This is a genomic window from Loktanella atrilutea, from assembly GCF_900128995.1.
GTDB classification, from domain to species: Bacteria; Pseudomonadota; Alphaproteobacteria; order Rhodobacterales; family Rhodobacteraceae; genus Loktanella; species Loktanella atrilutea.
On sequence record NZ_FQUE01000005.1, the window covers coordinates 251594 to 274500 of the forward strand.

At 67.9% G+C, this 22907-nt stretch carries 20 protein-coding genes; 5 read left to right on the forward strand and 15 right to left on the reverse strand.

Going from position 1 to position 22907, the window contains the following annotated elements:
- Window positions 1-161: 161 nt before the first annotated feature.
- Together cobS and BUA54_RS12590 are read left to right on the forward strand one after the other, a co-directional pair.
- Window positions 162-1148, forward strand: coding sequence for a cobaltochelatase subunit CobS (gene cobS, locus BUA54_RS12585; RefSeq protein ID WP_072857585.1), 987 nt, complete (start codon window positions 162-164; stop codon window positions 1146-1148).
- Window positions 1149-1229: 81 nt separating this feature from the next.
- Window positions 1230-1544, forward strand: coding sequence for a hypothetical protein (locus tag BUA54_RS12590; RefSeq protein ID WP_072857586.1), 315 nt, complete (start codon window positions 1230-1232; stop codon window positions 1542-1544).
- Between the two features lie 60 nt (window positions 1545-1604).
- Here the strand turns inward: BUA54_RS12590 and BUA54_RS12595 are convergent, their stop codons facing one another.
- On the reverse strand, window positions 1605-2189 hold the full coding sequence (locus tag BUA54_RS12595) for an NADPH-dependent FMN reductase (RefSeq protein ID WP_072857587.1): 585 nt from the start codon (window positions 2187-2189) through the stop codon (window positions 1605-1607).
- A gap of 164 nt (window positions 2190-2353) precedes the next feature.
- On the opposite strand from BUA54_RS12595, the gene cobT reads away from it, so the two are divergent.
- The 3 genes from cobT (at window position 2354) to BUA54_RS12610 (ending at window position 6467) form a co-directional block, all read left to right on the forward strand.
- The gene (gene cobT, locus BUA54_RS12600; RefSeq protein WP_072857588.1) at window positions 2354-4228 is read left to right on the forward strand and encodes a cobaltochelatase subunit CobT; all 1875 of its coding nucleotides are present in this window, start codon (window positions 2354-2356) and stop codon (window positions 4226-4228) included.
- Window positions 4229-4305: 77 nt separating this feature from the next.
- A complete protein-coding gene (locus tag BUA54_RS12605) occupies window positions 4306-6081 on the forward strand; it encodes an aminopeptidase P family protein (RefSeq protein WP_072857589.1) in 1776 nt (591 codons plus the stop codon).
- Between the two features lie 44 nt (window positions 6082-6125).
- Window positions 6126-6467 (forward strand): DUF427 domain-containing protein, encoded by a 342-nt coding sequence (locus tag BUA54_RS12610; RefSeq protein ID WP_072857590.1) that lies wholly within the window; start codon window positions 6126-6128, stop codon window positions 6465-6467.
- Between the two features lie 7 nt (window positions 6468-6474).
- Here the strand turns inward: BUA54_RS12610 and BUA54_RS12615 are convergent, their stop codons facing one another.
- From BUA54_RS12615 to BUA54_RS12680, 14 genes are all read right to left on the reverse strand, one after another.
- Entirely contained in the window at window positions 6475-8163 is a 1689-nt protein-coding gene (locus BUA54_RS12615) for a chloride channel protein (protein ID WP_072857591.1), read from the reverse strand.
- Window positions 8164-8493: 330 nt separating this feature from the next.
- A complete protein-coding gene (gene recN / locus BUA54_RS12620; RefSeq protein WP_072857592.1) occupies window positions 8494-10149 on the reverse strand; it encodes a DNA repair protein RecN in 1656 nt (551 codons plus the stop codon).
- Between the two features lie 34 nt (window positions 10150-10183).
- Window positions 10184-11035 (reverse strand): outer membrane protein assembly factor BamD, encoded by an 852-nt coding sequence (locus BUA54_RS12625; RefSeq protein WP_072857593.1) that lies wholly within the window; start codon window positions 11033-11035, stop codon window positions 10184-10186.
- A 133-nt stretch (window positions 11036-11168) separates the two neighbouring features.
- Complete coding sequence (lpxC, locus tag BUA54_RS12630; RefSeq protein WP_072857594.1) at window positions 11169-12086, reverse strand: UDP-3-O-acyl-N-acetylglucosamine deacetylase; 918 nt, start codon at window positions 12084-12086, stop codon at window positions 11169-11171.
- 203 nt (window positions 12087-12289) lie between these two features.
- Entirely contained in the window at window positions 12290-13993 is a 1704-nt protein-coding gene (ftsZ, locus tag BUA54_RS12635; protein ID WP_072857595.1) for a cell division protein FtsZ, read from the reverse strand.
- Window positions 13994-14452: 459 nt separating this feature from the next.
- On the reverse strand, window positions 14453-15787 hold the full coding sequence (ftsA, locus tag BUA54_RS12640; RefSeq protein ID WP_072857596.1) for a cell division protein FtsA: 1335 nt from the start codon (window positions 15785-15787) through the stop codon (window positions 14453-14455).
- Window positions 15787-16677 (reverse strand): cell division protein FtsQ/DivIB, encoded by an 891-nt coding sequence (locus BUA54_RS12645; RefSeq protein ID WP_072857597.1) that lies wholly within the window; start codon window positions 16675-16677, stop codon window positions 15787-15789. Before BUA54_RS12645 ends, ftsA begins: the two co-directional genes overlap by 1 nt.
- Window positions 16665-17579 (reverse strand): D-alanine--D-alanine ligase, encoded by a 915-nt coding sequence (locus BUA54_RS12650; RefSeq protein WP_072857598.1) that lies wholly within the window; start codon window positions 17577-17579, stop codon window positions 16665-16667. Before BUA54_RS12650 ends, BUA54_RS12645 begins: the two co-directional genes overlap by 13 nt.
- 77 nt (window positions 17580-17656) lie before the next feature.
- Entirely contained in the window at window positions 17657-18589 is a 933-nt protein-coding gene (murB, locus tag BUA54_RS12655; RefSeq protein WP_072857599.1) for a UDP-N-acetylmuramate dehydrogenase, read from the reverse strand.
- Window positions 18586-18846, reverse strand: coding sequence for a DUF2484 family protein (locus tag BUA54_RS12660; protein ID WP_072857600.1), 261 nt, complete (start codon window positions 18844-18846; stop codon window positions 18586-18588). The genes murB and BUA54_RS12660 overlap by 4 nt, the downstream gene beginning before the upstream one ends.
- Window positions 18843-19109: a DUF2484 family protein gene (locus BUA54_RS12665; RefSeq protein WP_072857601.1), complete on the reverse strand. Its 267-nt coding sequence runs from the start codon at window positions 19107-19109 to the stop codon at window positions 18843-18845. The genes BUA54_RS12660 and BUA54_RS12665 overlap by 4 nt, the downstream gene beginning before the upstream one ends.
- Entirely contained in the window at window positions 19106-20503 is a 1398-nt protein-coding gene (murC, locus tag BUA54_RS12670; protein ID WP_178352746.1) for a UDP-N-acetylmuramate--L-alanine ligase, read from the reverse strand. Before murC ends, BUA54_RS12665 begins: the two co-directional genes overlap by 4 nt.
- Window positions 20504-20520: 17 nt before the next feature.
- Window positions 20521-21615, reverse strand: coding sequence for an undecaprenyldiphospho-muramoylpentapeptide beta-N-acetylglucosaminyltransferase (gene murG / locus BUA54_RS12675; protein WP_072857603.1), 1095 nt, complete (start codon window positions 21613-21615; stop codon window positions 20521-20523).
- A gap of 85 nt (window positions 21616-21700) precedes the next feature.
- Entirely contained in the window at window positions 21701-22870 is a 1170-nt protein-coding gene (locus BUA54_RS12680; protein WP_072857662.1) for a peptidoglycan glycosyltransferase FtsW, read from the reverse strand.
- Window positions 22871-22907 lie beyond the last annotated feature (37 nt).

The window sequence follows — 22907 nt, forward strand, 5'->3', positions numbered from 1 at the left end:
GTGTCCCTACTGTGATCCTCCCGCCCGGAAAGGCAACATTTCTGGACCGCCCACGGGCAATGGGCCGCGGACTGTTGCAGCCCTTCCCCTTGGCAATTCCCGCAATATGTTGCATCCCGCAGTGAACGAACGCGATCCGCGACAGCAAAGGCAGCAATCCCATGGCCGACGGCATGACCGACATCAACGCAACGCCGACCGAGGACATCTCCGTCCGCGATGTCTTCGGCATCGACAGCGACATGAAGATCAAGGGTTTCGCCGACCGCAGCGACCGCGTGCCAGAGGTGGACAGCACCTACAAGTTCGACCCCGACACGACGCTCGCGATCCTGGCGGGCTTTGGCTACAACCGCCGCGTCATGATCCAGGGCTACCACGGCACCGGCAAGTCGACCCACATCGAACAGGTCGCCGCCCGCCTGAACTGGCCCGCCGTGCGGGTGAACCTTGATTCCCACATCAGCCGGATCGACCTGATCGGCAAGGACGCGATCAAGCTGCGCGACGGCGTGCAGGTGACCGAATTCCACGAGGGCATCCTGCCCTGGGCCCTGCGCAACCCCGTCGCCATCGTCTTCGACGAATACGATGCGGGCCGCGCCGACGTGATGTTCGTGATCCAGCGCGTGCTGGAAACCGACGGCAAGCTGACGCTGATGGACCAGAACGTGATCCTGACGCCGCACAGGTATTTCCGCCTGTTTGCCACGGCAAACACGGTGGGTCTGGGCGATACAACCGGCCTTTACCACGGCACCCAGCAGATCAACCAGGCGCAGATGGACCGGTGGAGCCTTGTCGCCACCCTGAACTACCTGTCGCACGACGCCGAGGCCGCGATCGTGCTGTCGAAATCGCCGACCTACAACACCGACAAGGGCCGCCGCACCGTCAGCCAGATGGTGACCGTCGCCGACCTGACCCGCACCGCCTTCATGAACGGCGACCTGTCCACGGTCATGTCGCCCCGCACCGTGCTCGCCTGGGCCGAGAACGCACGGATCTTCAAGGACGTCGGCTATGCCTTCCGCCTGTCCTTCCTGAACAAGTGCGACGAGCTGGAGCGTCAGACGGTCGCCGAATTCTACCAGCGCTGCTTCGACGAGGAACTGCCCGAAAGCGCCGCAAGCATGAGCCTCGCCTGAGGCAGCCGAATTTTCGGCGAAAATTCGGAACGGGCAAAATTTTCGCCGAAAATTTTGACGCCCAGAGGAGAGGTCGGACACATGCGGATCGTGCCAATGGTCCTGTTGACAGGCTGCTTTGGACTGGCCTCCTGCGCTCCGCCTGACGGGACCGGGCCCGCCCTGACCTACCGTGTCAGCATCCCGGCCAGTCGTGAAATCGCGCTCGTCGCGCCCAGCGCGCCCCTGGCAACAATCGCCGATCTGGAGGACGCGGCCCGGCGCGAATCCGGATGCCGCGCGACGGCCATTCCGCGGGTCTACGATGCGACCGGTCAGGACCGGGATACCGTCGTCCCCGCGACGCTCTACACCGGGTTCGGAGGGCAGTTGCCCGTCACCCTCGCCTGTCGCTGACGCAAAAGGCGGCCTCCGTCACCGGAAGCCGCCTTCTGATCGTCAGCGCGTAGGTGATATTCAGCCCTTGGCGGACTTCGTCGCGTTCGCCCACCAGACCATGTCGTCTAGCAGGTCCGTCGCGCCCGCCATGAGGTGATCCTCGATATCCTCGATCGGGCCGTTGGCGCCCAGCGGGTGCACGGCCATGAAGTCACCGCCGGCGATATGGACGGCGCCGTGGACCGGGACCATGCACAGCTCCACACCGATGTTGCGCAGATGCTCGACGGCGCGCGCGGCACCGAGACCGCCGTAGCCGATGTAGCCCATCGGCTTGCGGTTCCATTCGTTGTAGGCCTGATCCAGCGCGTTCTTCAGCGCGCCGGTGATCGAGTGGTTGTACTCCGCCGTGACGAAGATGTAGCCGTCGAACTCTGCGATCTTCGCCTGCCAGGCCAGCGCCTTGGGGTCGGACGAGGGCATCCACTTGTTCGACGCGGGTTCGTCGAAGAGCGGCAGGTCGAAGTCGCGCAGATCGACCAGTTCGGCGGTCATGTCCTCGCGGGCCTGTGCCTGCTTCAGCATCCATTGGGCAGGCTTGTCGGCAAAGCGGGTGGCGCGGGTCGATCCGATCACGATGGCGATCTTGGGCAGGGTGGCCATTTTTGAACTCCTGTATTGCGGTTGACCCTGACATGCGCCCATCGCGCCCTGCGCGCAATCCATGCCGCAGCACAGCACCTGTGCGCCAACGGCGTCGGGCCACTGGACAGGCGACCCGTGCGCGCCACCTTGCCCCGGTGCCCCCAGAGTGATTTACCGATGCCATGAGCAAACCGTCCGACAACCCCGCCGATCCCTTCAAGAAGGCCCTCGCCGAGGCCACCAAGGTCATGGCCGACGACCCCGACCTGACGGTCAGCTATTCCGTCGACCCGGCGGGCCAGACCGGCGACAGCATCCGCCTGCCGCAGGTCAGCCGCCGCATGTCCCGGCAAGAGGTCCTGATGGCCCGCGGCACGGCCGACGCCTTTGCCCTGCGTCACAGGTTTCACGACGCGGGCACCGCCGCGCGCTATGCCCCACCGGGGCAGATGGCGCGGGACATCTACGACGCGATGGAAACCGCAAGGATAGAGGCGGTGGGCGCGCAGTACATGCCCGGCACCGCCGGCAACATCGATGCCAAGATCGGCAACGAGGCGCAGCGCAAGGGTTACGAGCAGATCACCTCCTCCGCCGACGCGCCGCTTGCCGTCGCCGCGGGCTACCTGATCCGGCACCTCGCCACGGGCCGTGACCTGCCCACGGGTGCGGACAACGTGATGAACCTCTGGCGCGGCTTCATCGAGGAACAGGCCGGCGGCACGCTGGAAAGCCTGAAGGACACGCTGGCCGATCAGAAGGCCTTTGCCCGCTTCACCCGCCAGATCATCAAGGATCTGGGCTACGGCGACCAGCTGGGCGACGACCCCGATGCGCCCGACGACGATCAGGACGATGAGGCGGAAAGCGGCAACGAAGAGGAAGAACAGCCCGACAGCACCGGCGACGATGCCGAGGGCGAGGAGGCCGAAGCCAGTCCAGAGCAGACGCAGGAGGACCAGCAGGACGCGTCCGAGGCGCAGGTCAGCATGGACGATCAGGCTGACGCCGAGATGGGCGAAGAGACCGAGATGCCCGAGGGCGAGGCCCCGATGGACCCGCCCCAGCCGGCTCCTGCCTCCGACGCCGATCCCGACTACCGCGTCTTCACCACCGATTTCGACGAGGAGATCGGTGCCGCCGATCTTGCGGAGCCGGCAGAGCTGGAACGCCTGCGCGCCTACCTCGACCAGCAACTCGAACCGCTGAAGGGTGCCGTCAGCCGCCTTGCCAACAAGCTGCAGCGCCGCCTGCAGGCCAAGCAGAACCGCAGCTGGGAATTCGACCGCGAAGAAGGCATCCTCGACGCGGGCCGCCTCGCGCGGGTCGTGGCCAGCCCCACGACCCCCCTGTCCTTCAAGGTCGAGAAGGACACCGAGTTCCGCGACACGGTCGTCACGCTGCTGCTGGACAACTCCGGTTCCATGCGGGGGCGGCCCATTTCGATCGCCGCGATCTGCGCGGACGTCATGGCGCGGACGCTGGAACGCTGCGACGTGAAGGTCGAGATCCTCGGCTTCACCACCAAGGCATGGAAGGGCGGGCAAAGCCGAGAGGCCTGGCTGAAGGACGGGCGCAGCCCCGCGCCGGGGCGGCTGAACGACCTGCGTCACATCGTCTACAAGTCCGCCGACGCGCCTTGGCGGCGGACCCGGCCGAACCTTGGCCTGATGATGAAGGAAGGTCTGCTGAAGGAAAACATCGACGGCGAGGCGCTGGAGTGGGCCTACCGCCGGATGATGGCGCGCGGCGAGCAGCGCAAGGTGCTGATGGTGATCTCGGACGGGGCGCCGGTCGACGACAGCACCCTGTCGGTGAACCCGGCGAACTACCTCGAAAAGCACCTGCGCGACGTGATCGCCATGATCGAGCGGCGCAAGGGTGTCGAACTCGCCGCCATCGGCATCGGCCACGACGTGACCCGCTACTACGACCGCGCCGTGACCATCACGGACGTGGAACAGCTGGCGGGCGCGATGACCGAACAGCTGGCGAGCCTCTTCGACAGCGATCCGCGCAAGCGGGCGCGGGTGCTGGGGATGCGGCGGGTGATGTGAGTTCAGGTTTTCGCAAGATGCGAAAACCGTGAAGCCGCCGGCGGGAGTATTTTGAAAAAAGCGAGGACAGGAGCCGCATGTTTCAGAGCTTTGATGCGACGAGCAATCCGGGCCAGGGACCGGACCGGCTGGCGGCGTTGCGTGATGTCATGCGGGCGGAGAGCGTCGATGGCGTCCTCGTGCCCCGCGCCGACCGGCATCAGGGCGAATACGTCGCCCCCTGCGACGAGCGGCTGGCCTGGCTGACCGGCTTTACCGGGTCGGCGGGTTTCGCCGCCGTGCTGGCGGACCGGGCGGGCGTCTTCATCGACGGGCGCTACCGGGTGCAGGTCCGCGCGCAGGTGGCGGATGTCTTCACGCCGGTGCATTGGCCGGAAACCGGGCTGGCCGACTGGCTGAAGCACGCCCTTCCCGGCGGCGGAGTCGTGGCCTACGATCCGTGGCTGCATACGGTGGAGGAGATTGCGGGGCTGGCGAAGGCGCTGACGCCTGCCGGGATCGCCCTGCGGGCGACGGACAACCTGGTGGATCGCATCTGGACCGACCGGCCGGGGCGGCCCACGGCGCCGTTCTACGCCCAGCCGCTGGAATTGACCGGCGAGAGCGCCGCCGCCAAGCGGGCGCGGCTGACGCAAGATGCCGACAGCGGCGCCTGGGTCATCACCCTGCCCGACAGCATCGCCTGGCTGCTGAACATCCGCGGCGCCGACATCGCGCGCAACCCGGTGCCGCAGGCCTTCGTCGTCCTGCACGCCGATGCCACCGTCGACCTCTTCGCCCCTGCGGCCAAGGTGGCGGAGCTGGGGGCGCACCTTGGCGATGCCGTCATGCCGCGCGATCCGGACGGCTTTGCCGCGGCACTTGCCGCCCTGCCCGGCCCGGTGCGCCTCGATCCGAAATCCTGCCCTCAGGCGGTGCGCGATCTGGTCACCGCAGAGGTCGTGGAGACACCGGACCCCTGCATCCTGCCGAAGGCCCGCAAGACGGAGGTGGAGATCGCGGGCGCCCGCGCCGCCCACCTGCGCGACGGGGCTGCGATGGCCCGCTTCCTCGCCTGGCTCGACGCCGAGGCGCCGAAAGGCGGCCTGACCGAGATCGACGTCGTGACCGCGCTGGAAGGCTTCCGGCGCGAGACCAATGCCCTGCGCGACATCAGCTTCGAGACGATCTGCGGCGCGGGCGCCCACGGCGCCATCGTGCACTACCGCGTGACCCGGGACACCGATGCGCCGGTGGAAACGGGCGAATTGCTGCTGGTCGACAGCGGTGGGCAATATGTCGACGGCACTACCGACATCACCCGCACGGTCATCGTGGGCGAACCGACGGCCGAACACCGCGACCGCTATACGCGCGTCCTGCAGGGCATGATCGCGATCAGCCGCGCGCAATTCCCGCGCGGGATCGCGGGGCAGCATCTGGACGCGCTGGCGCGCTATCCCCTCTGGCTCGCGGGGCTGGACTACGACCACGGCACCGGCCACGGCGTCGGCAGTTACCTGTCGGTCCACGAAGGCCCCGCCGGCCTGTCGCGCCGATCCACGACGCCGCTGGAACCCGGGATGATCCTGTCGAACGAGCCGGGATACTACCGCGAGGGCGCCTACGGCATCCGGATCGAGAACCTGATCGTCACCGTCGCGGCCCCTGCCGGGCCGGATGGGCGTGACATGCTGGCCTTCGACACGCTGACCCATGTCCCCCTCGACCGGCGGCTGATCGACGCGGAGCTTCTTTCTGCGCCCGAAAGGGACTGGATCGACGCTTACCACGCGGATACACTCCGCCACATCGCGCCGCTGCTGGAGGGGGCCGCGCGCGACTGGCTGCAACAGGCCTGCGCACCGCTTTAGGTGGCGTCTTTCAATGCCCTGAATAAACGAAGGAATATCTGCCCATGGCCGATCACATCACCATTCGACCCGCAACGGGCACCTGGGTCGTCCGCGCCGGCGGCGCCGTGCTGGGCGAGACCACGCGCGCCCTGGAACTGATCGAGGGGGACTACGATCCGGTCATCTACTTTCCCCGCGGCGACGTGGCGATGACCTTTCTGGACGCCAGCGACCGCACCTCCACCTGCCCCCACAAGGGACAGGCCAGCTATTACTCCATCGTGACGGAAGGCGGCACGCTGCAGGATGCGGTCTGGTCCTACGAGGACCCCAAGGACGCGGTGGCCGAGATCGCCGGCCACCTCGCCTTCTATACCGACCGCGTAGCGGTCGAGCAGGTCTGATCACCGATCACGAATGTTCCTCTGCGGCGCGGGCCGCAAGGGCGCGGTTCATCGCCCGCAGCGCGTCGACCTGAAAGAGCGCGCCTTCGAGGACCGGCGTGCTGCCCTTCTCGCCCAGCGTGACGACGGGGATGAAGGGATAGGCGCCCTTGTCGAAGATCGGCATGGCCTGTTCCAGCGTCGCCTTGGCGTCGATCCAGGTGCCGCCCTCGATCATCTCCCAGCAGGCCTTTTCCGCCGCCGCCCGCGGGTCGGTGGTGGCCCGCATGACCGATCCCACCCGGAAGGTGCCCAGCAGATAGGCCTGCGGCCCCGCCGCCAGATGCACGCCGCGCCGTTCCAGCTGGGTCAGAAAGAACGACCGGTCGACCAGCCGTGACGCCAGCGCCGTGGACATCGACACGGCGACCATGACCGCAAGGCCGGTCTGCCAGTCGCCCGTCAGCTCGAACACGATCAACGTGGTGCTGATCGGCGCCCCCAGCACCGCCGCCGCCACCGCCCCCATGCCCGCCAACGCATAGAGCGTGCCGCTGCCAGACACGGTGGGAAAGACACTGGTCGCGACGATGCCGTAGGCGAGGCCCGTCAGCGCCCCGATCATCAGTGAGGGGGAAAAGACGCCGCCGCCCATGCGCCCGCCCATGGTGATCGCCACGGCCACCACCTTCAGCACGACGAAGATCAGCGCCTGTTCGAGGATCAGCCGGCCGGTCAATGCGGCGCTCGTCGTCTCGTATCCGACGCCGATGATGTGGGGATAGAAGATCGCGATGCCCCCCAGCAGGACGCCGGCCCCGGCGGGGCGCAGGCTGGCGGGTATCCTCAGCCCGAACTGGATGCGGCTGCCCAGGTTGTCCGCCCAGAAGATCGCCCGCATCAGGGTCACCGCCACCAGACCGCACAGCAGCCCGAGGATCAGGAAGGCGGGCAATTCGACGTAGAAGCCCAGCACCGTGTCGCGCGGCAGGATGAATTCGGTGATATCGCCGAACCACAGCCGGTTGACGACCGTGCCCGCGACGGAGGCGATGACGATCGGGGCGAAGGCATGCACGGCGAAGTGCCGCAGCACGACCTCCAGCGCGAAGAGCGCGCCGGCGATGGGCGCGTTGAAGCTGGCGGAAACGGCGGCGGCGACGGCGCAGCCCAGCAGGTCGCGCCCGGTGATGCCGTCGGCGCGGATCAGGCGGCAGATCGCGGTCGAGATCACGCTGGCAAGGTGAACCACCGGCCCCTCGCGCCCGCTCGATCCACCGGTGGACAGGGTCAACAGGCTGGCAAAGGCCGAGGCGAGCCCCTTTCGCACCTCGACCCGCCCTTCGTAAAGGGCGGCGCCCTCGATCACGTCGGCGACGGACCGGACCCGGCCGTCGCCGGTAAAGCGGTTCAGGACCAGCCCCACAACCAGCCCGCCAAGGATCGGGATGACGAGGATCTGGTACCAGTGCAGACCCGCTACGAAACTGTGCAGGTGGTGCGGATCGTCGCTGCCGTAGACCGTGCTCTGGATCAGGTCGATGCCCAGCTTGAAGGCCACCGCCGCGGCGCCGGAGGCGATGCCAAGCAGCAGGGCGATGAACCAGAACTGCACCTGTGACGGACCGCGCAGCTTCAGCACCAGCCAGCCGCGGCGCAGATCGTTGCGGCTGCGTGCCAGCGTCGGGCCGAACCAGCGCGGCTGCATCGCTTTCATCTGCTCTCCCTCTCTGGCGCCGGCGGCTCCGGCGGCCCCGGGCGTCGCGACCGTCGCGCAGGATCGCCCGCGCTGGCCGTCGTTGCTGCCCTCGCCCCCTTCTAGGGGATGGGCTGATGCGGTCCAAGTCCGATCTCGATCAGTCCACATGGGCCGAAAGCCACCATTCCGATTGGCCCTCCAGAAGGACAGCCTTTCCGAGGCGCCTTGGCGGCAGCGCGGCCGGAAGGGGGCCACCGTCGCCGCCCGCGGGCAAAGGCTGCATCTGGCTGCGCCAGGCCTCCGGCGGGGATATTTGAAAGACAGAGAGGGCGCGCGCCGCGGACGACCCTAACGCGCCGGCATCAGGGCCCGGGCGGCGGCGCGGGCGGCCTCTGTGATCTGATCGCCGGACAGCATGCGCGCGATCTCGTCGATGCGGGCGGCGGGGTCGAGGGGGACGACGGTCGAGGTCGTGGCCTCTGCCGTCTGGCGCTTTTCCACGCGCCAGTGGTGACCGCCAAGGGCCGCGACCTGCGGCGAATGAGTCACGACAAGGACCTGACCACCTGCCGCCAGCGCGGCAAGCCTGCGCCCCACGGCGTCGGCGGTCGCGCCGCCCACGCCGCGGTCGATCTCGTCGAAGATCATCGTGATTCCGCCGGCCCCGGCCTGGCTCAGGCAGACCTTCAACGCCAGCAGAAAGCGCGAGAGTTCGCCGCCGGAGGCGATCCGGTTCAGCGGCCCGGGCGGCGCGCCGGGGTTGGTGGCGACGGTAAAGGACACCTCGTCCCGCCCCTCCGGCCCGGCGGTGCCTTCTGTCACCTCGGTCGCAAAGACGGCGCGTTCCATCTTCAGCGGCGCAAGTTCCGCGGCCATCGCCGCATCGAGGCGCGCGGCGGCGTCGCGTCGGGCCTCTGACAGGGTGGCGGATGCTGCCTCGTAGGCCGCCAGCGCCGCCCCCTCGGCGCGCTGCAGGTCGGCCAGCCCCTTTTCGGAATTGTCCAGAAGCGCCAGCCGTTCGCGCAGGTCGTCGGCAAAGGCGCCGAGGTCGTCCGCCGCCACGTTGTGCTTGCGGGCCAGACCGCGCAGGGCAAACAGCCGCTCCTCCGTCTGTTCCAGTTCCAGCGGGTTGAAGGTCAGCGCGTCGAGCGCATCCTCGACCCCGCGTTGCGCCGCGTCGAGTTCGAGCAGCGCCCGTTCGATCGCGGCGAGGGGCGCGTCGAGGCGTCCTTCGGCACGGTCGGCGGCCCCGCCCAGCCAGCGCGTCGCGTCCGACAGCTGGCCCTCGGCCCCCTGAACGCCCAGCGCCTCTCCCGCGCGGGCCACGTCAGATCGGATGCGTTCCGCCGCCTGCATGGTGCGGCGCGCGGTGTCGAGCGCCGCCTCTTCGCCCGGCTGCGGGTCCAGCGCGTCCAGTTCGGCGGTCGCATGGCGCAGGTAATCCTCTTCCTGACGCACTTCGGCCACCCGCGCCTCTGCCGCGTAAAGCGTCTTGCGCGCACGGCCCAGAGCGGTCCAGAGGTCGCGCACGCCGGCGATCTGCGAGGCCAGCCCCGCGTAGGTATCCAGCATGTCCCGGTGGCCGCGGGGGTTCAGCAGGCCGCGATCGTCGTGCTGGCCGTGCAGTTCCACCAACGTGTCCGACAGGGCCCGCAGGATTTCACCGCTGACGCGGCGGTCGTTGACCCAGGCGGTCTTGCGCCCCTCTCGTGTGTTCACGCGGCGCAGCAGCAGCGTGTCGCCCACGGGCAGGCCCGCCTCCTCCAGCACGGCGCGGGCCGCATGGGCGGGAGGCAGGTCGAATTCGGCCGTGACCTCGCCTTGATCGGCGCCCTGCCGCACCAGTTCCGCCCGGCCACGCCAACCCAGCACGAATCCCAGCGAATCCAGCAGGATCGACTTGCCGGCGCCGGTTTCACCGGTCAGCACGTTCAGGCCAGGCTGAAAGGCAAGCGCCAGCCGGTCGATGATCAGCATGTCGTGGATGTCGAGCGCGCGCAGCATCAGATCAACCGCCGGTGTCGGGTCCCGCCCGGGATTACAGCCATTCGCCGCGCACGACCTGCCGGTAGATCGCGGTCAGCCAGCTGTCGCCCCGCGCATCCATCGACAGACCGCGGCCGGTCAGCAGGGCATAACTGTCCTGATACCAGACCGTCGAGGGGAAGTTCACGCCAAGGATCGCGCCGGCGGTCTGCGCCTCGTCGGTCAGGCCCAGCGACAGATAGGCTTCGACCAGACGGTGCAGCGCCTCTGGTGTCTGCTGGGTGGTCTGGAACTGTTCCACCACTACCCGGAACCGATTGACGGCAGAGGCATAGTTCTTGCGCTTGAGGTAATAGCGCCCGACCTCCATCTCCTTGGCGGCAAGGTGATCGAAGGCAAGGTCGAATTTCAGGATCGAGGCGCTGGCGTATTCGCTGTCGGGATACTGTTCGATCACGCCGCGCAGGGCCTGCAGCGCCTGGAACGTCAGACCCTGGTCGCGGCCCACGTCGTCGATCTGGTCGTAATAGGACAGCGCCAGCAGATACTGGGCATAGGCCGCATCGCTTTCCGCCGGGTAGAAATCGAGGTAGCGCTGCGCCGCGGCCCGGCTGTTGGGATAGTCGCGGTCCTTGTGATAGCTGTAGGCCTGCATGATCAACGCGCGCTGCGCCCATTCGGAATAGGGATAGAGCCGCTCGATCTCTCCGAAGTAATAGGCGGCGTCGGCCGGATCGCCGGTCTCGACCTCGATCTCGCCCTTCTTGTAGATCTCCTCGGCGCTGTAGGCCTCCAGCGCGCCGGGCGTCTTGCTGATGGTGCTGCCGCACCCGGCCAGCAACGTAAGGGCCAGGACAACACCGAACCGTGCCCGCGCACCCGTGCCGATCAAGCTGCCTGACATGGAAAGTCCCCGCGAATTCTGCCTGTTGGGGATGTGGCACCCCCGGTTGCCGTCGGTCTAGCAGAAAACAAACGGGGGCAAAATGCCTTTTGACCGGGTTGCATCAGTTGTGCGTCACTGACGTCGGCCGGGATCAGGCGACCGCATGCAGGTCCGCGACGGATACGCCGACACCGGGCAGGCGCGCCGCGATCTGCGCGTCGCAGGTCACCACCCGCCAGGCGTCGGGCGTGGCAAACAGCGTGCGCAGCAGGGCGTTCGTCAGGTTGTGACCCGCCTTGTACCCCGTATAGCGGCCAAGGATCGGCAGACCGGCGGTATACAGATCGCCCAGCGCGTCCAGCATCTTGTGGCGCACCGGCTCGTCCGCATGGCGCAGGCCACCGGGCGTCAGCACCCGCGCGCCGTCCACCACGACCGCGTTTTCCATCGTGCCGCCCAGTGCCAGACCGTGACTGCGCATGTCGTCTACGTCCGAATTGCGGCAGAATGTCCGGCTGTCGCTCAGATTGCGGACGAAGCTGCCGTTCGCCATGTTCAGCGTCTTGCGCTGGTGGCCGATCGCCGCGTCGGGAAAGTCGATCTCGAAATCGATCTGCAGACTGGTCGCGGGGCCAAGGCTGGCCCAGGCGCCGTGGTGATCCGCATGCACATCGTCGAGGATCTCGATCGCGCGCAGAGGGGCGGCCATCTGCGTCAGACCAGTGGACACGATACCGCGGACAAAGGCCGCGGAACTGCCGTCCATGATCGGCACTTCGGGGCCGTCGATCTCGATGACGACGTTGTGCACGCCACAGCCCGACAGCGCCGCCATCAGATGCTCGATGGTCGAGATACTGACGGAGCCCTGTGTCAGACGGGTGTTGAGAGGAGACACCTCGACATTATGCCACAGCGCCGGGATGCGCGCACCCTGCCCGGCCGAATCCGTCCGGACAAAGACGATGCCGGTGTTCGCGGCGGCGGGCCGCAGGATCAGACGGGCCGGCTGGCCGGAATGCAGGCCGCGGCCGTCGAACGTCAGGATGGACTGCAATGTGGTCTGCATGGGGCTTCAACGCCTCGATCTTGATCTTGTTTCAGTGTCGCTTGTTAACACATCAGATACTTATCGGGTGGCGGCGCCGCAATTCACACATTGCAACGATCTGAAACATCGCTTTGCAGTTGCAGCAAGACCTTGATCTGCAAAGACAAAGGCCGCCCCTCTCAGGGCGGCCTTCTGTCGTTTCCGTGACCCCGGTCAGGGGATCAGTTGGCCTGACGGCGCAGGAAGGCGGGAATCTCGATCCGTTCCTGATCCGCATCGGCGTTTGGATCGGCCCGCGGCTGGTCGCGCAGGGCGCTGACCTGCGGCTGCTGGCGCGGCGCCGGCTGCGCCGGGGCCTCGCCCTGACCGGTCATGCGGTTGATCAGGGAATTGATGCCGAAGCGGGGCTTTTCGCCCTCGGACGCGCGGGGCGCCTGCTCTGCCACGCGGGGCACGGCGCCGGCCGGCTTGGCCTGACGACCGACCGCGGCCTGCAGGCGTGCCATCGCCTCTGGCGTCGGAGTGCCGGGTGCGGGCGCGCGGGGGGCGACGAAGGTTTCTGCCGCCTCGATCTCGGGCTCCGGGCGCGGACGGTAGGCGGGCGGCGGCAGCGCGTCGTCGTCATAGCCGGTGTCCTGCATCTCGGCGTAGTCGTCCTGCGGCTGCTCCATGTTCTCGAACAGCGACCGCTCGTCGTGACGGGCGGCGACGGGACGTTCCTCGCGGCGCTCTTCCTGACGCGGTGCGGGCTGGCGGGCCGCCGGTTGCTGGCGCTCGTCCTGACGTGGCGCGGGCTGACGCTCCTCGCGGGCGACGGGCTGCTGGCGCGGCGCATCGCGGTAGTCCTGCTGCGGCGCGCGGGCGGCGGGCTCTTCGCGGCGCGGCGCGGGTTCGGGCTGGCGGATCGGCTGGTTCATCGCCATCGACCGGCGCGGCACCGGCACGTCGCCGGTCTTGGCCAGCGCGTCGATGCCGGTTGCCACGACGCTGACGCGCATCTTGCCTTCCATGCTGGTGTCGAGCGTGGAGCCGACGATGATGTTCGCATCCGGGTCCACCATCTCGCGGATCTCGTTGGCGGCCTCGTCCAGTTCGAACAGAGTCAGGTCGTAACCGCCGGTGATGTTGATTAGCACACCCTTGGCACCCTTCAGGCTGATCTCGTCCAGCAGCGGGTTGGCGATGGCCTTCTGCGCGGCCTGCTTGGCGCGGTCCTCGCCCTCGGCCTCGCCGGTGCCCATCATGGCCTTGCCCATCTCGTCCATCACGGCGCGGACGTCGGCAAAGTCGAGGTTGATCAGGCCCGGACGCACCATCAGGTCGGTCACACCCTTCACGCCCTGATAGAGTACGTCGTCGGCCAGCGCGAAGGCTTCGGTAAACGTCGTGTTCTCGGTCGCCAGACGGAACAGGTTCTGGTTCGGAATGATGATCAGCGTATCGACGACCTTTTGCAGGGCCTCGACGCCCTCCTCGGCCTGACGCATCCGCTTGTTGCCTTCGAATTGGAAGGGCTTGGTCACGACGCCGACGGTCAGCACACCCAGTTCACGCGCGGCCTGCGCGATGATCGGGGCGGCGCCGGTGCCGGTGCCGCCGCCCATGCCGGCGGTGATGAAGCACATGTGCGCCCCGGCCAGCTGGTCGACGATCTGCTCGATGCTTTCCTCGGCAGCGGCGGCACCGACGGTCGCGCGCGCCCCGGCGCCAAGACCTTCGGTCACTTTCACGCCCATCTGGATCTTGGCCGCGGACTTGGACTGCTGCAGCGCCTGCGCGTCGGTGTTCGCGACGCAGAACTCGACCCCGTCCAGCTCCTTCTCGATCATGTTATTGACCGCGTTGCCACCGGCGCCACCGACACCGAAGACGGTGATGCGCGGCTTCAGATCGTCGTGTCCGGGAAGGGAGAGGTTCAATGTCATCGCACGTTCCGCCTGTCTGTGTGAGGGGCCCGTCCCACCGGGCAAATCGGTATTTGGGGTCAGTTTAACGCGCGAATTTCCTTTCGTCACCCGATAATCACATATCCGACACAAAATATGGTAGTTTCATGGCAGATTTCTGAGGTATCTGGCACGCGCGCCTAGATATAGCAGAGCTGTCGCATCATGCGTCTATCAGGCGCATGCACCCTGCCCGCCCCGCGGCGTTACCGGTCGTCCATTCATGTATTGGCAAGCCTGCTCGGCCACCCGGTCGTTCTGCTGTCCAAAGGCCTCTATCGGGCCCTGACACAGACCTTAACAGCCGAGAGTCCCGGCGTCATTCACAAATCCGGCAATCACATGCGGAAAACGGCCCCGCAGGGCCCATTTTCGCTGACTTTATCGACAACACAGGCCGAATTACGCCGATTCAAAGCCCAGCCGTCGCGGCCAACCCTACCAGTTGTCCTTGAACCACTTCACGGCCCGCTTCAGCGAACGTGCGGGATAGGTGTCCGCCGGGATATCGAAATCCCACCATTCGTCCTGCGGATGCGCCGCGAACAGCGCACACCCCACGGCTCCGGAAAACGCAGGTCCGGTCGCCGCCTGCGGCAGGCCCTGCACGCGCAGCGGGCGCCCCAGCCGCACCTGCTGGCCAAGGATCTTGGCCGCCAGCCCGTCGAGGCCGGGGATCTGGCTGCCGCCGCCCGTCAGCACGATCTGCTGGCTCGGCAGATGCTCGAACCCGGCGGCATCCAGACGCGCGCGCACTTCTTCCAGGATCTCTTCGATCCGGGGCCGCATGATGCCGATCAGTTCGGCCCGGCTGACGGTGCGGCGGTCCCGCTCCCAGTCGCCGGTATCGCCGCCGATCTCGATCTTCTCGCGGTCGTCCATGCCGGTCGCCACGACGCCGCCATAGAAGGTCTTGATCCGCTCTGCCACCTGCATCGGCACCTGCAGACCCATCGAGATGTCGCCGGTCACGTGATCGCCGCCCATCCGCACCGCGTCGGAATAGATCATGTGCTTCTTCCAGAAGATCGACAGGCCCGTCGATCCGCCGCCCATGTCGACGCAGGCGGCGCCCAGTTCCTGCTCGTCCTCGACCAGCGTGGAAAAGCCCGCGGTGTAGGCAGAGGACGCGAGTCCCGCCAGTTCCAGATCGCAACGCTTGATGCAGAAGAAGATGTTGCGGATCGCCGTCGCATCCACGGTCAGCAGGTGCAGGTCCGTCGCCAGACGGTTGCCCACCTGCCCGCGCGGATCGGCCATGCCGCTGCGATGGTCGAGGGCGAAGTTCACCGGATGCGCATGCAGCACATCGCGATCGTGGCCGAAATCCGGCACCTCGCAGGACGCCAGCACCCGGCCGATGTCGCCCTCTGTCACCACCCCGGCGGCCACGTCCACGGCACCGTCTAGGCCATAGGACCGGGGGTTCGCGCCGCTGAAGCAGGCAATGACGTGGTCGACGCGGACCTCTGCCATCTTCTGCGCGGCCTGCACGGCGGTGCGGATCGCGCGCTCCGTCTCCTGCATGGCGTCGATCTCGCCGAAGCGGACGCCGCGGGACCGCGTGGTGGCGGCGCCGATCACGCGGAACTGCGACTGGCCCGCCAGCGCGCCGATGCCGTCGACCTGCGGCATCCGGCCCGGACCGTCGAACCGCAGCACGAGGCAGGCGATCTTCGACGTGCCCACGTCGAGGATGGCGATCACGCCACGCTGCATCGCCGCCTTGCGCACGTTCCGCATTGCCCGCTGAGTTTCGTAAAGGTCCCGCATCAGTTGTTCGCCCCTGTCCCGCTCGCGTTGCGTGTCGCCGCAACTGCATCATGTTGTAGTCTCACCGTCGGCCGGCCCGGATTGCGCATGTCCACCATCGCCACGTCCCGCGCCAGCAGGTCCTGCGTCGCTTCCATCTGCATCACCCGGTCCAGCGCCACCGTCGGCCGGTCCGTCGGCAGCATGATCCGCTGCCCGCGGTCCAGCACCATGTCCCAGCGCCGCTCTCCGATCCGCACCAGACCGCGCACCCGCTCCGCCACCGGCGCGGCCGTGCGGAACAGGGCCAGCGCCTCGGTCAGGTCGTCCTCGGCCCCCTCGCCCGCGATCAGCGGCAGGTCGCGGCGTTCCGCCCGCTGCGCCACGTCACCGGCAAAGACGCCGTCCGCGTCGATCAGCCTAAGCCCGTCGGCCGTGCGCCACAGCGCCACCGGCACGCGCGGCGTGATCCCGATTTCCAATGCACCGCCGTCGCCGACGCGGACGTAGACGTCACGCACCGCCGGCATCTCTGCCACCTTCTTGCGCATCGCCTCCAGGTCGAGGTCGAAGGACGAGACCGGAAAGACAACCTGCACCAGTTCCGTCACGACGTCGGCCAGTTCCTCGTCCGCCCCGCTGATCGCAAGCCCCGTCACCATGAATTCCGGCCGGTGCTGGATCGCGGCCTTGGCCTGCGCATACTGCGCCACGATCATCTCGCGGTTGGCGTCGTTCGACGCCCAGCCCGCCACGGCGAGCGCCACGATCAGCGCCGGCACGCCGACCCGCAGGCCGGTCCGCACGCCGGGCGTCAGCATCCAGCGCTGCCAGCGATAGCCCCACTTGCTGGGCGCCGGATCGCGCACCGGGCGGGTGCGCGGGCGCGGCGGTGCCGTCATCGTCCGCATGACGCATCCTCCACCAGCCAGCGGCACAGCGCGCCAAATCCGATCCCCGCATGGGCCGCCTGCTCTGGCGAAAGCGATGTCGGCGTCATCCCCGGCTGCGTATTCGTCTCCAGCAGGATCAGTCCCGCCAGTCCCCGCGCCTCGTCCCAGCGAAAGTCCGTGCGGCTGATCCCGCGGCAACCCAGCGCCACATGGGCGCGCTCGGCGTAGTCCTTGCAGGCGTCGAAGACCTCTGCCGGGATGTCCGCCGGCACCACGTGCCGCGACCCGCCGGGCTTGTATTTCGCGTCGTAGTCGTACCACCCGTCGGTCAGGATGTCGGTGACCGTCAGGGCCCGGTCGCCCATCACCGTCACCGTCATCTCGCGCCCCGGCGCAAAGGTTTCCACCATCACGCTGTCCGGCATTTCGGCCGACAGCTGCGGCGGCCCGTTGGCGCCGTCATGGACGAGGTAGATGCCGACGCTCGACCCCTCGTTGTTCGGCTTCACGACATAGGGCGGCGGCATGACGTGACGGCTGCGCACCTCGTCGGCACGGGCGATCACGCTTTCCACGACCGGCAGGCCCGCGGCGCGATAGGCCGCCTTGGTCCGTTGCTTGTCCAGCGCGAGGGCAGAGGCCAGCACGCCCGAATGGGTATAGGGAATGCGCATCCACTCCAGCAGGCCCTGAACGCAGCCGTCCTCGCCCCAGCGGCCGTGCAATGCGTTGAAGACGACGTCCGGCGCGATGTCGGTCAGACGTGCCGACAGGTCGGCGCCCGCGTCCAGCTCCACCACCTCGAATCCCTCGTCCCGCAAGGCCTGTGCACATTCGCGACCCGTCGAAAGCGAGACCTCTCGCTCTGCGGACGGACCGCCCATCAACACCGCAACCTTGGGGCTTGTCCTGCTCGACATACCCGACCGCCTCTTCGCGGGCCTTTGCGACCCGTCTGTCATTGCAAGCCCCGTCCCGAGGCCCCCCAGTGGGGTTTTTATACATCATTGCGGGGGGTTCGTTCGCCCACCCGCATAATTTCCCACTCTAGCGTGATCGCCTGCGAATCGTAAACCTCTTTCCGCACACGCTCGCCCAAATCTTCAAGATCGGCGGCTGTGGCGCCGCCTGCATTGGTCAGGAAATTCGCGTGCATCGGGTTCATCACCGCACCGCCAAGGGTCGCGCCGCGCATCCCCGCATCCTCGATCACCTTCCAGGCCTTCAGGTCGTGGCTGTCGTCGGCCCGCCCGGTGCTGGAATGGCCCACCGGGTTGCGAAAGGTGCTGCCCGCCGTGCGGTCCTTCGTCGGCTGGGTCGCGTCCCGCTTCGCCAACTGATCCGCCATGCGCTGCGCCAGAACGTCGGGATCGCCCGCAGGCCCGGTCAGCGTCGCCCCGATCAGGACGGCCCCCTCGGGCAGGCTGCTCGACCGATAGGCAAAGGCCAGATCCTCGCCCGTAAGCGTCACCAGCGACCCATCCCGCAGCACCGCCTGCGCCGATTGAAAGACGTCGGCCACATAGGACCCGTAGCAGCCCGCATTCATCCGCACCGCCCCGCCGATACTGCCGGGAATGGTGCGCAGGAATGTCAGGTCCACCCCCGCCTCCGCCGCGCGCCGCGCCACATGGGCATCCAGCGCCGCGGCGCCGGCGGTGACGGTCGTCCCGTCCACTGCGATCCCGTTGAAGCCGCGCCCCAGCCGGATCACGACACCGCGCACGCCGCCGTCGCGCACGATCAGGTTGCTGCCGACGCCCATCGGAAAGACCGGCACGGCGGGGTCGAGCGACGCCAGAAAAGCGCGCAGATCGTCCACGTCGGCGGGCTGGAACAGCACATCCGCCGGCCCGCCCACCCGCAGCCATGTCAGGTCCGCCAACGAACGGTTCTCCGTCAGCGTTCCCCGGACGTCCGGCAGGTTCATTCCGCAGGCTCCGACCGCTTCGTCCCGCGCAGCCAGCGCGTCAGATAGATCAGCGGCCAGCGCAGCACGCTCGCCCCGGCGGCCAAAAACAGCAGGCCCACGATCGGCCCCTGCGTCCATGTCAGCCAGCCCAGCAGCGGAATGCCCAGTGCGATCATCCCGTAGGCAAAGCGCCAGTGGTAATCGCGGCTGGGCAGCATGCCGCCCACGTTCACGACGACCAGCCACAGCAGGGCCAGCAGGACCGGCGCGCTCATCCCCGGATCTCCGGCGGCAGGACCGGACTCCGCCCCCGCACCCGCGCGATCAGATAGCGCAGCGGATGCCGGAACATCGACACGAAGCCCAGCGTCGCGACCAGCGCCACCGGCCAGCCGAGGTCAAGCAACAGCCAGAGGATCAGCACCGGCGCCGCCGCCAGCAGCACCGCGCCGGGCAGGCGTTGCCGCCGCATCGGCAGGAACGCCGTGGCCGTCGCGGCCAGCACCCACAGGCACGCGGTGACGCCGGACCAGATCATCCGTCCAGCCTGTCGCGCAACCCGTAGGCCCAGGCGCTGATCGTGCCGGCCCCCAGACAGACCACCATGTCGCCGGGCCCCGCCTGCTCGCGGACCAGACGCTCCAGATCATCCTCCGACGCGACGGCCCGTGCGTGCCGGTGCCCGTGACGGATCAGCCCCGCCACCAGCGAATCCCGGTCCGCCCCGGGAATCGGCTGTTCGCCCGCCGCATAGACCTCTGCGATGCCCACGACGTCGGCGTCGTTGAAGCAGGCGCAGAACTCTTCGAAGTGATGCGACAGGCGGGAATAGCGGTGCGGCTGGTGTACGGCGATGACACGGCCCTCGGTCGCGTGACGCGCGGCCTTCAGCACGGCCGCAATCTCCACCGGATGGTGGCCGTAGTCGTCGATGATCGTGACACCGTTCACCTCGCCCACCCGGGTAAAGCGGCGGTTCACCCCGCCGAAACCCTTCAGGGCGCGGCGGATCTCTTCCTTCTTCATGCCCAGATGCCGGGCCACGGCGACGGCGCTCAGCGCGTTGCTGACATTGTGATCGCCGGGCATCGGCAGGGTGCAGCCCTCGATCACGTCGCGCTCGCCCTGCAGGGCCACGTCGAAATGCGCGACGCCCTTGACGTAGTGCAGGTTCACCGCCCGCACGTCCGCCTGCGCGTTGAACCCGAAGGTCACCACGCGGCGGTCGGTGATCCGCCCCACCAGCGCCTGCACCTCGGGGTTGTCGGTGCAGCACACCGCCAGCCCGTAGAACGGAATGTTCGACACGAAATCCAGAAACCCCTGCCGCAGGTTCTCGATCGTGCCCCAGTGGTCCATGTGCTCCGGGTCGATGTTGGTCACGACGGCGATGGTCGCGGGCAGGCGGTTGAAGGTGCCGTCGCTCTCGTCGGCCTCCACCACCATCCACTCGCCCTGCCCCATCCGCGCGTTGGACCCGTAGGCATGGATGATCCCGCCGTTGATGACCGTCGGATCAAGGCCGCCCTCGTCCAGAAGCGCCGCGACCATCGTGGTCGTCGTCGTCTTGCCATGCGTCCCCGCAATCGCCACGTTCGACTTCAGCCGCATCAGCTCCGCCAGCATCTCCGCCCGGCGCACCACCGGCAGGCCGCGCGCCCGCGCGGTGTCCAGCTCCGGGTTGCCCGTCTTGATCGCGGAAGAGATCACGATGACCTCCGCCCCGTCCAGGTTCTCGGCCCGCTGGCCCACGAAGACCTTGGCGCCCAGGCTTTCCAGCCGTTCGGTGATGGGCGAGGCCTTCAGGTCCGACCCCTGCACCTGATAGCCGTGATTGATCAGGACCTCGGCGATCCCCGACATGCCGATGCCGCCGATCCCCACGAAGTGGATCGCGCCCACGTCCAGCGGCAGTTTCGTCGGTGCCATCATCTGAAAATCCCCGTCCATCATTGCGTCCTTTCCGCGAGGTGTTCGACCAGCGCGACCAGCCGCGCTGTAGCGTCCGGTGTCCCGCAGGACAAGGCGGCGCGCGACATCTGCAAGGCGCCGTCCGGCTGGGTCAGCACCGTTTCCATGTGTTCCGCAAGGCTCCGGGCGTCGAACCGGCTCTCCGGCATCAGCACCGCGGCCCCCGCGTCGACCATCTGACGCGCATTGGCCGTCTGGTGGTCGGCGGCGGCGGCGGCAAAGGGCACCAGCACCGCGGGCCGTCCGATCACGCACAGATCCGCGATCGTGCTCGCCCCCGACCGCGCGATGACCAGCTGCGCCTCGGCCAGCAACGTCGGCATGTCCTCAAAGAAGGTGCGGATGTCCGCATCGATCCCGCGGGCGGCGTAGAACGCCGTCACCCGGTCCACATCCTCGGCCCGCGCCTGCTGGAACACCCGGATGTTGCGCCGCACCGGCTCCGGCAGGGCCGCAATCCCCTCGGGCACCACGTCCGACAGGATCCGCGCGCCCTGGGATCCGCCGACCACCAGCACCGACATCGGGTAATCGCCCGGCGGAATGTAGGGCGCACCGGCCCGGTCGAGAATCGCCTGCCGCACCGGATTGCCGGTGTGCTGCCCCTCCACGCCCTCCGGCAGGGCCGTCGGCCATGTCCCGCAGGCGACGACATCCACACGCTTGGCAAAGACCCGGTTCACCCGCCCCAGCACGCCATTCTGCTCGTGGATCATGCGCGGCACACGCAGCAGCGTCGCCGCCGTCACCGCCGGAATCGCGGGATAGCCGCCGAAGCCCACGACGACGTCGGGCCGGTCCCGCCGCATCGCCCGCACCGCCTTCAGCGCACCGCCGGCGATCCGCCCCGGCACCGCCAGCTTCGCCAGCGCCCCGCCCCGTGCAAAGGTCCCACTGTCCACCTCGACGATCTCGACCGCCTCGGGAAATCCGCCGACATACCGCGCCCCGCGCGGGTCGGTGCTCAGCTTGACCCGCCAGCCCCGCGCCAGCATCGCCTCGGCCAACGCCTGCGCCGGAAACATGTGCCCGCCGGTCCCCCCGGCCGCCATCATCAGCAGGGGCATGACCATCCTCGCTTTTTTCCGAAATACTCCGGGGGGAGTCCGCCCTTGGCGGACGGGGGGCCGGCCCCCCACGATTTTTCTAGAAAAATCGTCACCGTCCCACCCGCCGCATCAGAATGTCGCCGATCTCGCCCTGGGGCCGGGTGCGCGTCAGCGCCAGCAGCATCCCCACGGCGATGCCGCCGGCGATCAGGGACGACCCGCCGTAGCTGACGAAGGGCAGCGTCATGCCCTTGGCGGGCAGCAGCCTCACCGCGACGCCCATGTTGATCATCGCCTGCACGCCGAAGGCGCAGGCGAGCCCCGTGCCCGCCAGCCGGATGAAGGGATCGCGCTCCTTCATCAGCCGCATCAGCGACCGCACCACGATCACGCCGTAAAGTGCTATGATCGCCATGACGCAGACCAGCCCGTATTCCTCGGCCGCCACCGCGATGATGAAGTCGGTGTGTGCGTCGGGCAGCGACCATTTCACCTGCCCCTCGCCCACGCCCACACCAAAGAACCCGCCCTCGCGGATCGCATTGGTGGCATAGCCCAGCTGGGTGCGCGGATCGACGTCGGGGCTCAGGAAGCCGTCGATGCGCCGGGCAAAGTGCTCCGACGCGGAATAGGCGAAGGTGCCGACGGCCACGACCGCCCCCGCCAGACCGGCCAGCAGCACCATCGGCGCGCCGGCCACGAAATACATGACCCCCCAGGAAAACAGCACCAGGCAGGCCTGCCCGAAATCCGGCTGCAGCGCGAGGAAGGCCACGATCACCACCGTCAGGACGAAGGAATAGAACCGCCCCGGCGGCCCGCCCACGCTCAGCCCCGCCGCCATCAGCCAGGCCGCCATGACCACGAAGCCGGGCTTCAGGAACTCGCTCGGCTGGACAGAGGCGAAGCCGAAGGAATACCAGCGCACGGCGCCCTTGCCGAAATCCGTGCCGAAGACCGGCAGCAAGGCCAGCGCCAGGAACGCCAGCGCGAACCCGATCACCGCCAGACGCCGCACCATCACCGGCGTCATCATCGACACCCCGAACATCGCGATCATCGCCATGCCGCCGAAGAAGGCCTGCCGCGTGACGTAATAGAAGGGGTTGAGGCCGTTCTTGGCGGCCAGCGGCGGCGAGGAGGCCAGCCCCAGCAGCAGCCCGATCCCGAACAGCGCCAGAATGCAGCACATGCTCCACTTGTCGATCGTTCGCCACCAGCGCGGCAGGACGGGATCGCCTGTCACGACGCGTGGCGCGCCATACACCATTTCGGTCATCGGAAAGTCCGCCTGATTTGCCTCTGCGCCCGCGTTT

Excerpts from the sequence above, each read along its gene's own strand:
- cobS (WP_072857585.1), top strand. The coding sequence starts at position 162 with ATGGCCGACGGCATGACCGACATCAACGCAACGCCGACCGAGGACATC.
- BUA54_RS12590 (WP_072857586.1), top strand. The coding sequence starts at position 1,230 with ATGCGGATCGTGCCAATGGTCCTGTTGACAGGCTGCTTTGGACTGGCC.
- BUA54_RS12595 (WP_072857587.1), bottom strand. The coding sequence starts at position 2,189 with ATGGCCACCCTGCCCAAGATCGCCATCGTGATCGGATCGACCCGCGCC.
- cobT (WP_072857588.1), top strand. The coding sequence starts at position 2,354 with ATGAGCAAACCGTCCGACAACCCCGCCGATCCCTTCAAGAAGGCCCTC.
- BUA54_RS12605 (WP_072857589.1), top strand. The coding sequence starts at position 4,306 with ATGTTTCAGAGCTTTGATGCGACGAGCAATCCGGGCCAGGGACCGGAC.
- BUA54_RS12610 (WP_072857590.1), top strand. The coding sequence starts at position 6,126 with ATGGCCGATCACATCACCATTCGACCCGCAACGGGCACCTGGGTCGTC.
- BUA54_RS12615 (WP_072857591.1), bottom strand. The coding sequence starts at position 8,163 with ATGAAAGCGATGCAGCCGCGCTGGTTCGGCCCGACGCTGGCACGCAGC.
- recN (WP_072857592.1), bottom strand. The coding sequence starts at position 10,149 with ATGCTGCGCGCGCTCGACATCCACGACATGCTGATCATCGACCGGCTG.
- BUA54_RS12625 (WP_072857593.1), bottom strand. The coding sequence starts at position 11,035 with ATGTCAGGCAGCTTGATCGGCACGGGTGCGCGGGCACGGTTCGGTGTT.
- lpxC (WP_072857594.1), bottom strand. The coding sequence starts at position 12,086 with ATGCAGACCACATTGCAGTCCATCCTGACGTTCGACGGCCGCGGCCTG.
- ftsZ (WP_072857595.1), bottom strand. The coding sequence starts at position 13,993 with ATGACATTGAACCTCTCCCTTCCCGGACACGACGATCTGAAGCCGCGC.
- ftsA (WP_072857596.1), bottom strand. The coding sequence starts at position 15,787 with ATGCGGGACCTTTACGAAACTCAGCGGGCAATGCGGAACGTGCGCAAG.
- BUA54_RS12645 (WP_072857597.1), bottom strand. The coding sequence starts at position 16,677 with ATGCGGACGATGACGGCACCGCCGCGCCCGCGCACCCGCCCGGTGCGC.
- BUA54_RS12650 (WP_072857598.1), bottom strand. The coding sequence starts at position 17,579 with ATGTCGAGCAGGACAAGCCCCAAGGTTGCGGTGTTGATGGGCGGTCCG.
- murB (WP_072857599.1), bottom strand. The coding sequence starts at position 18,589 with ATGAACCTGCCGGACGTCCGGGGAACGCTGACGGAGAACCGTTCGTTG.
- BUA54_RS12660 (WP_072857600.1), bottom strand. The coding sequence starts at position 18,846 with ATGAGCGCGCCGGTCCTGCTGGCCCTGCTGTGGCTGGTCGTCGTGAAC.
- BUA54_RS12665 (WP_072857601.1), bottom strand. The coding sequence starts at position 19,109 with ATGATCTGGTCCGGCGTCACCGCGTGCCTGTGGGTGCTGGCCGCGACG.
- murC (WP_178352746.1), bottom strand. The coding sequence starts at position 20,503 with ATGATGGCACCGACGAAACTGCCGCTGGACGTGGGCGCGATCCACTTC.
- murG (WP_072857603.1), bottom strand. The coding sequence starts at position 21,615 with ATGGTCATGCCCCTGCTGATGATGGCGGCCGGGGGGACCGGCGGGCAC.
- BUA54_RS12680 (WP_072857662.1), bottom strand. The coding sequence starts at position 22,870 with ATGACCGAAATGGTGTATGGCGCGCCACGCGTCGTGACAGGCGATCCC.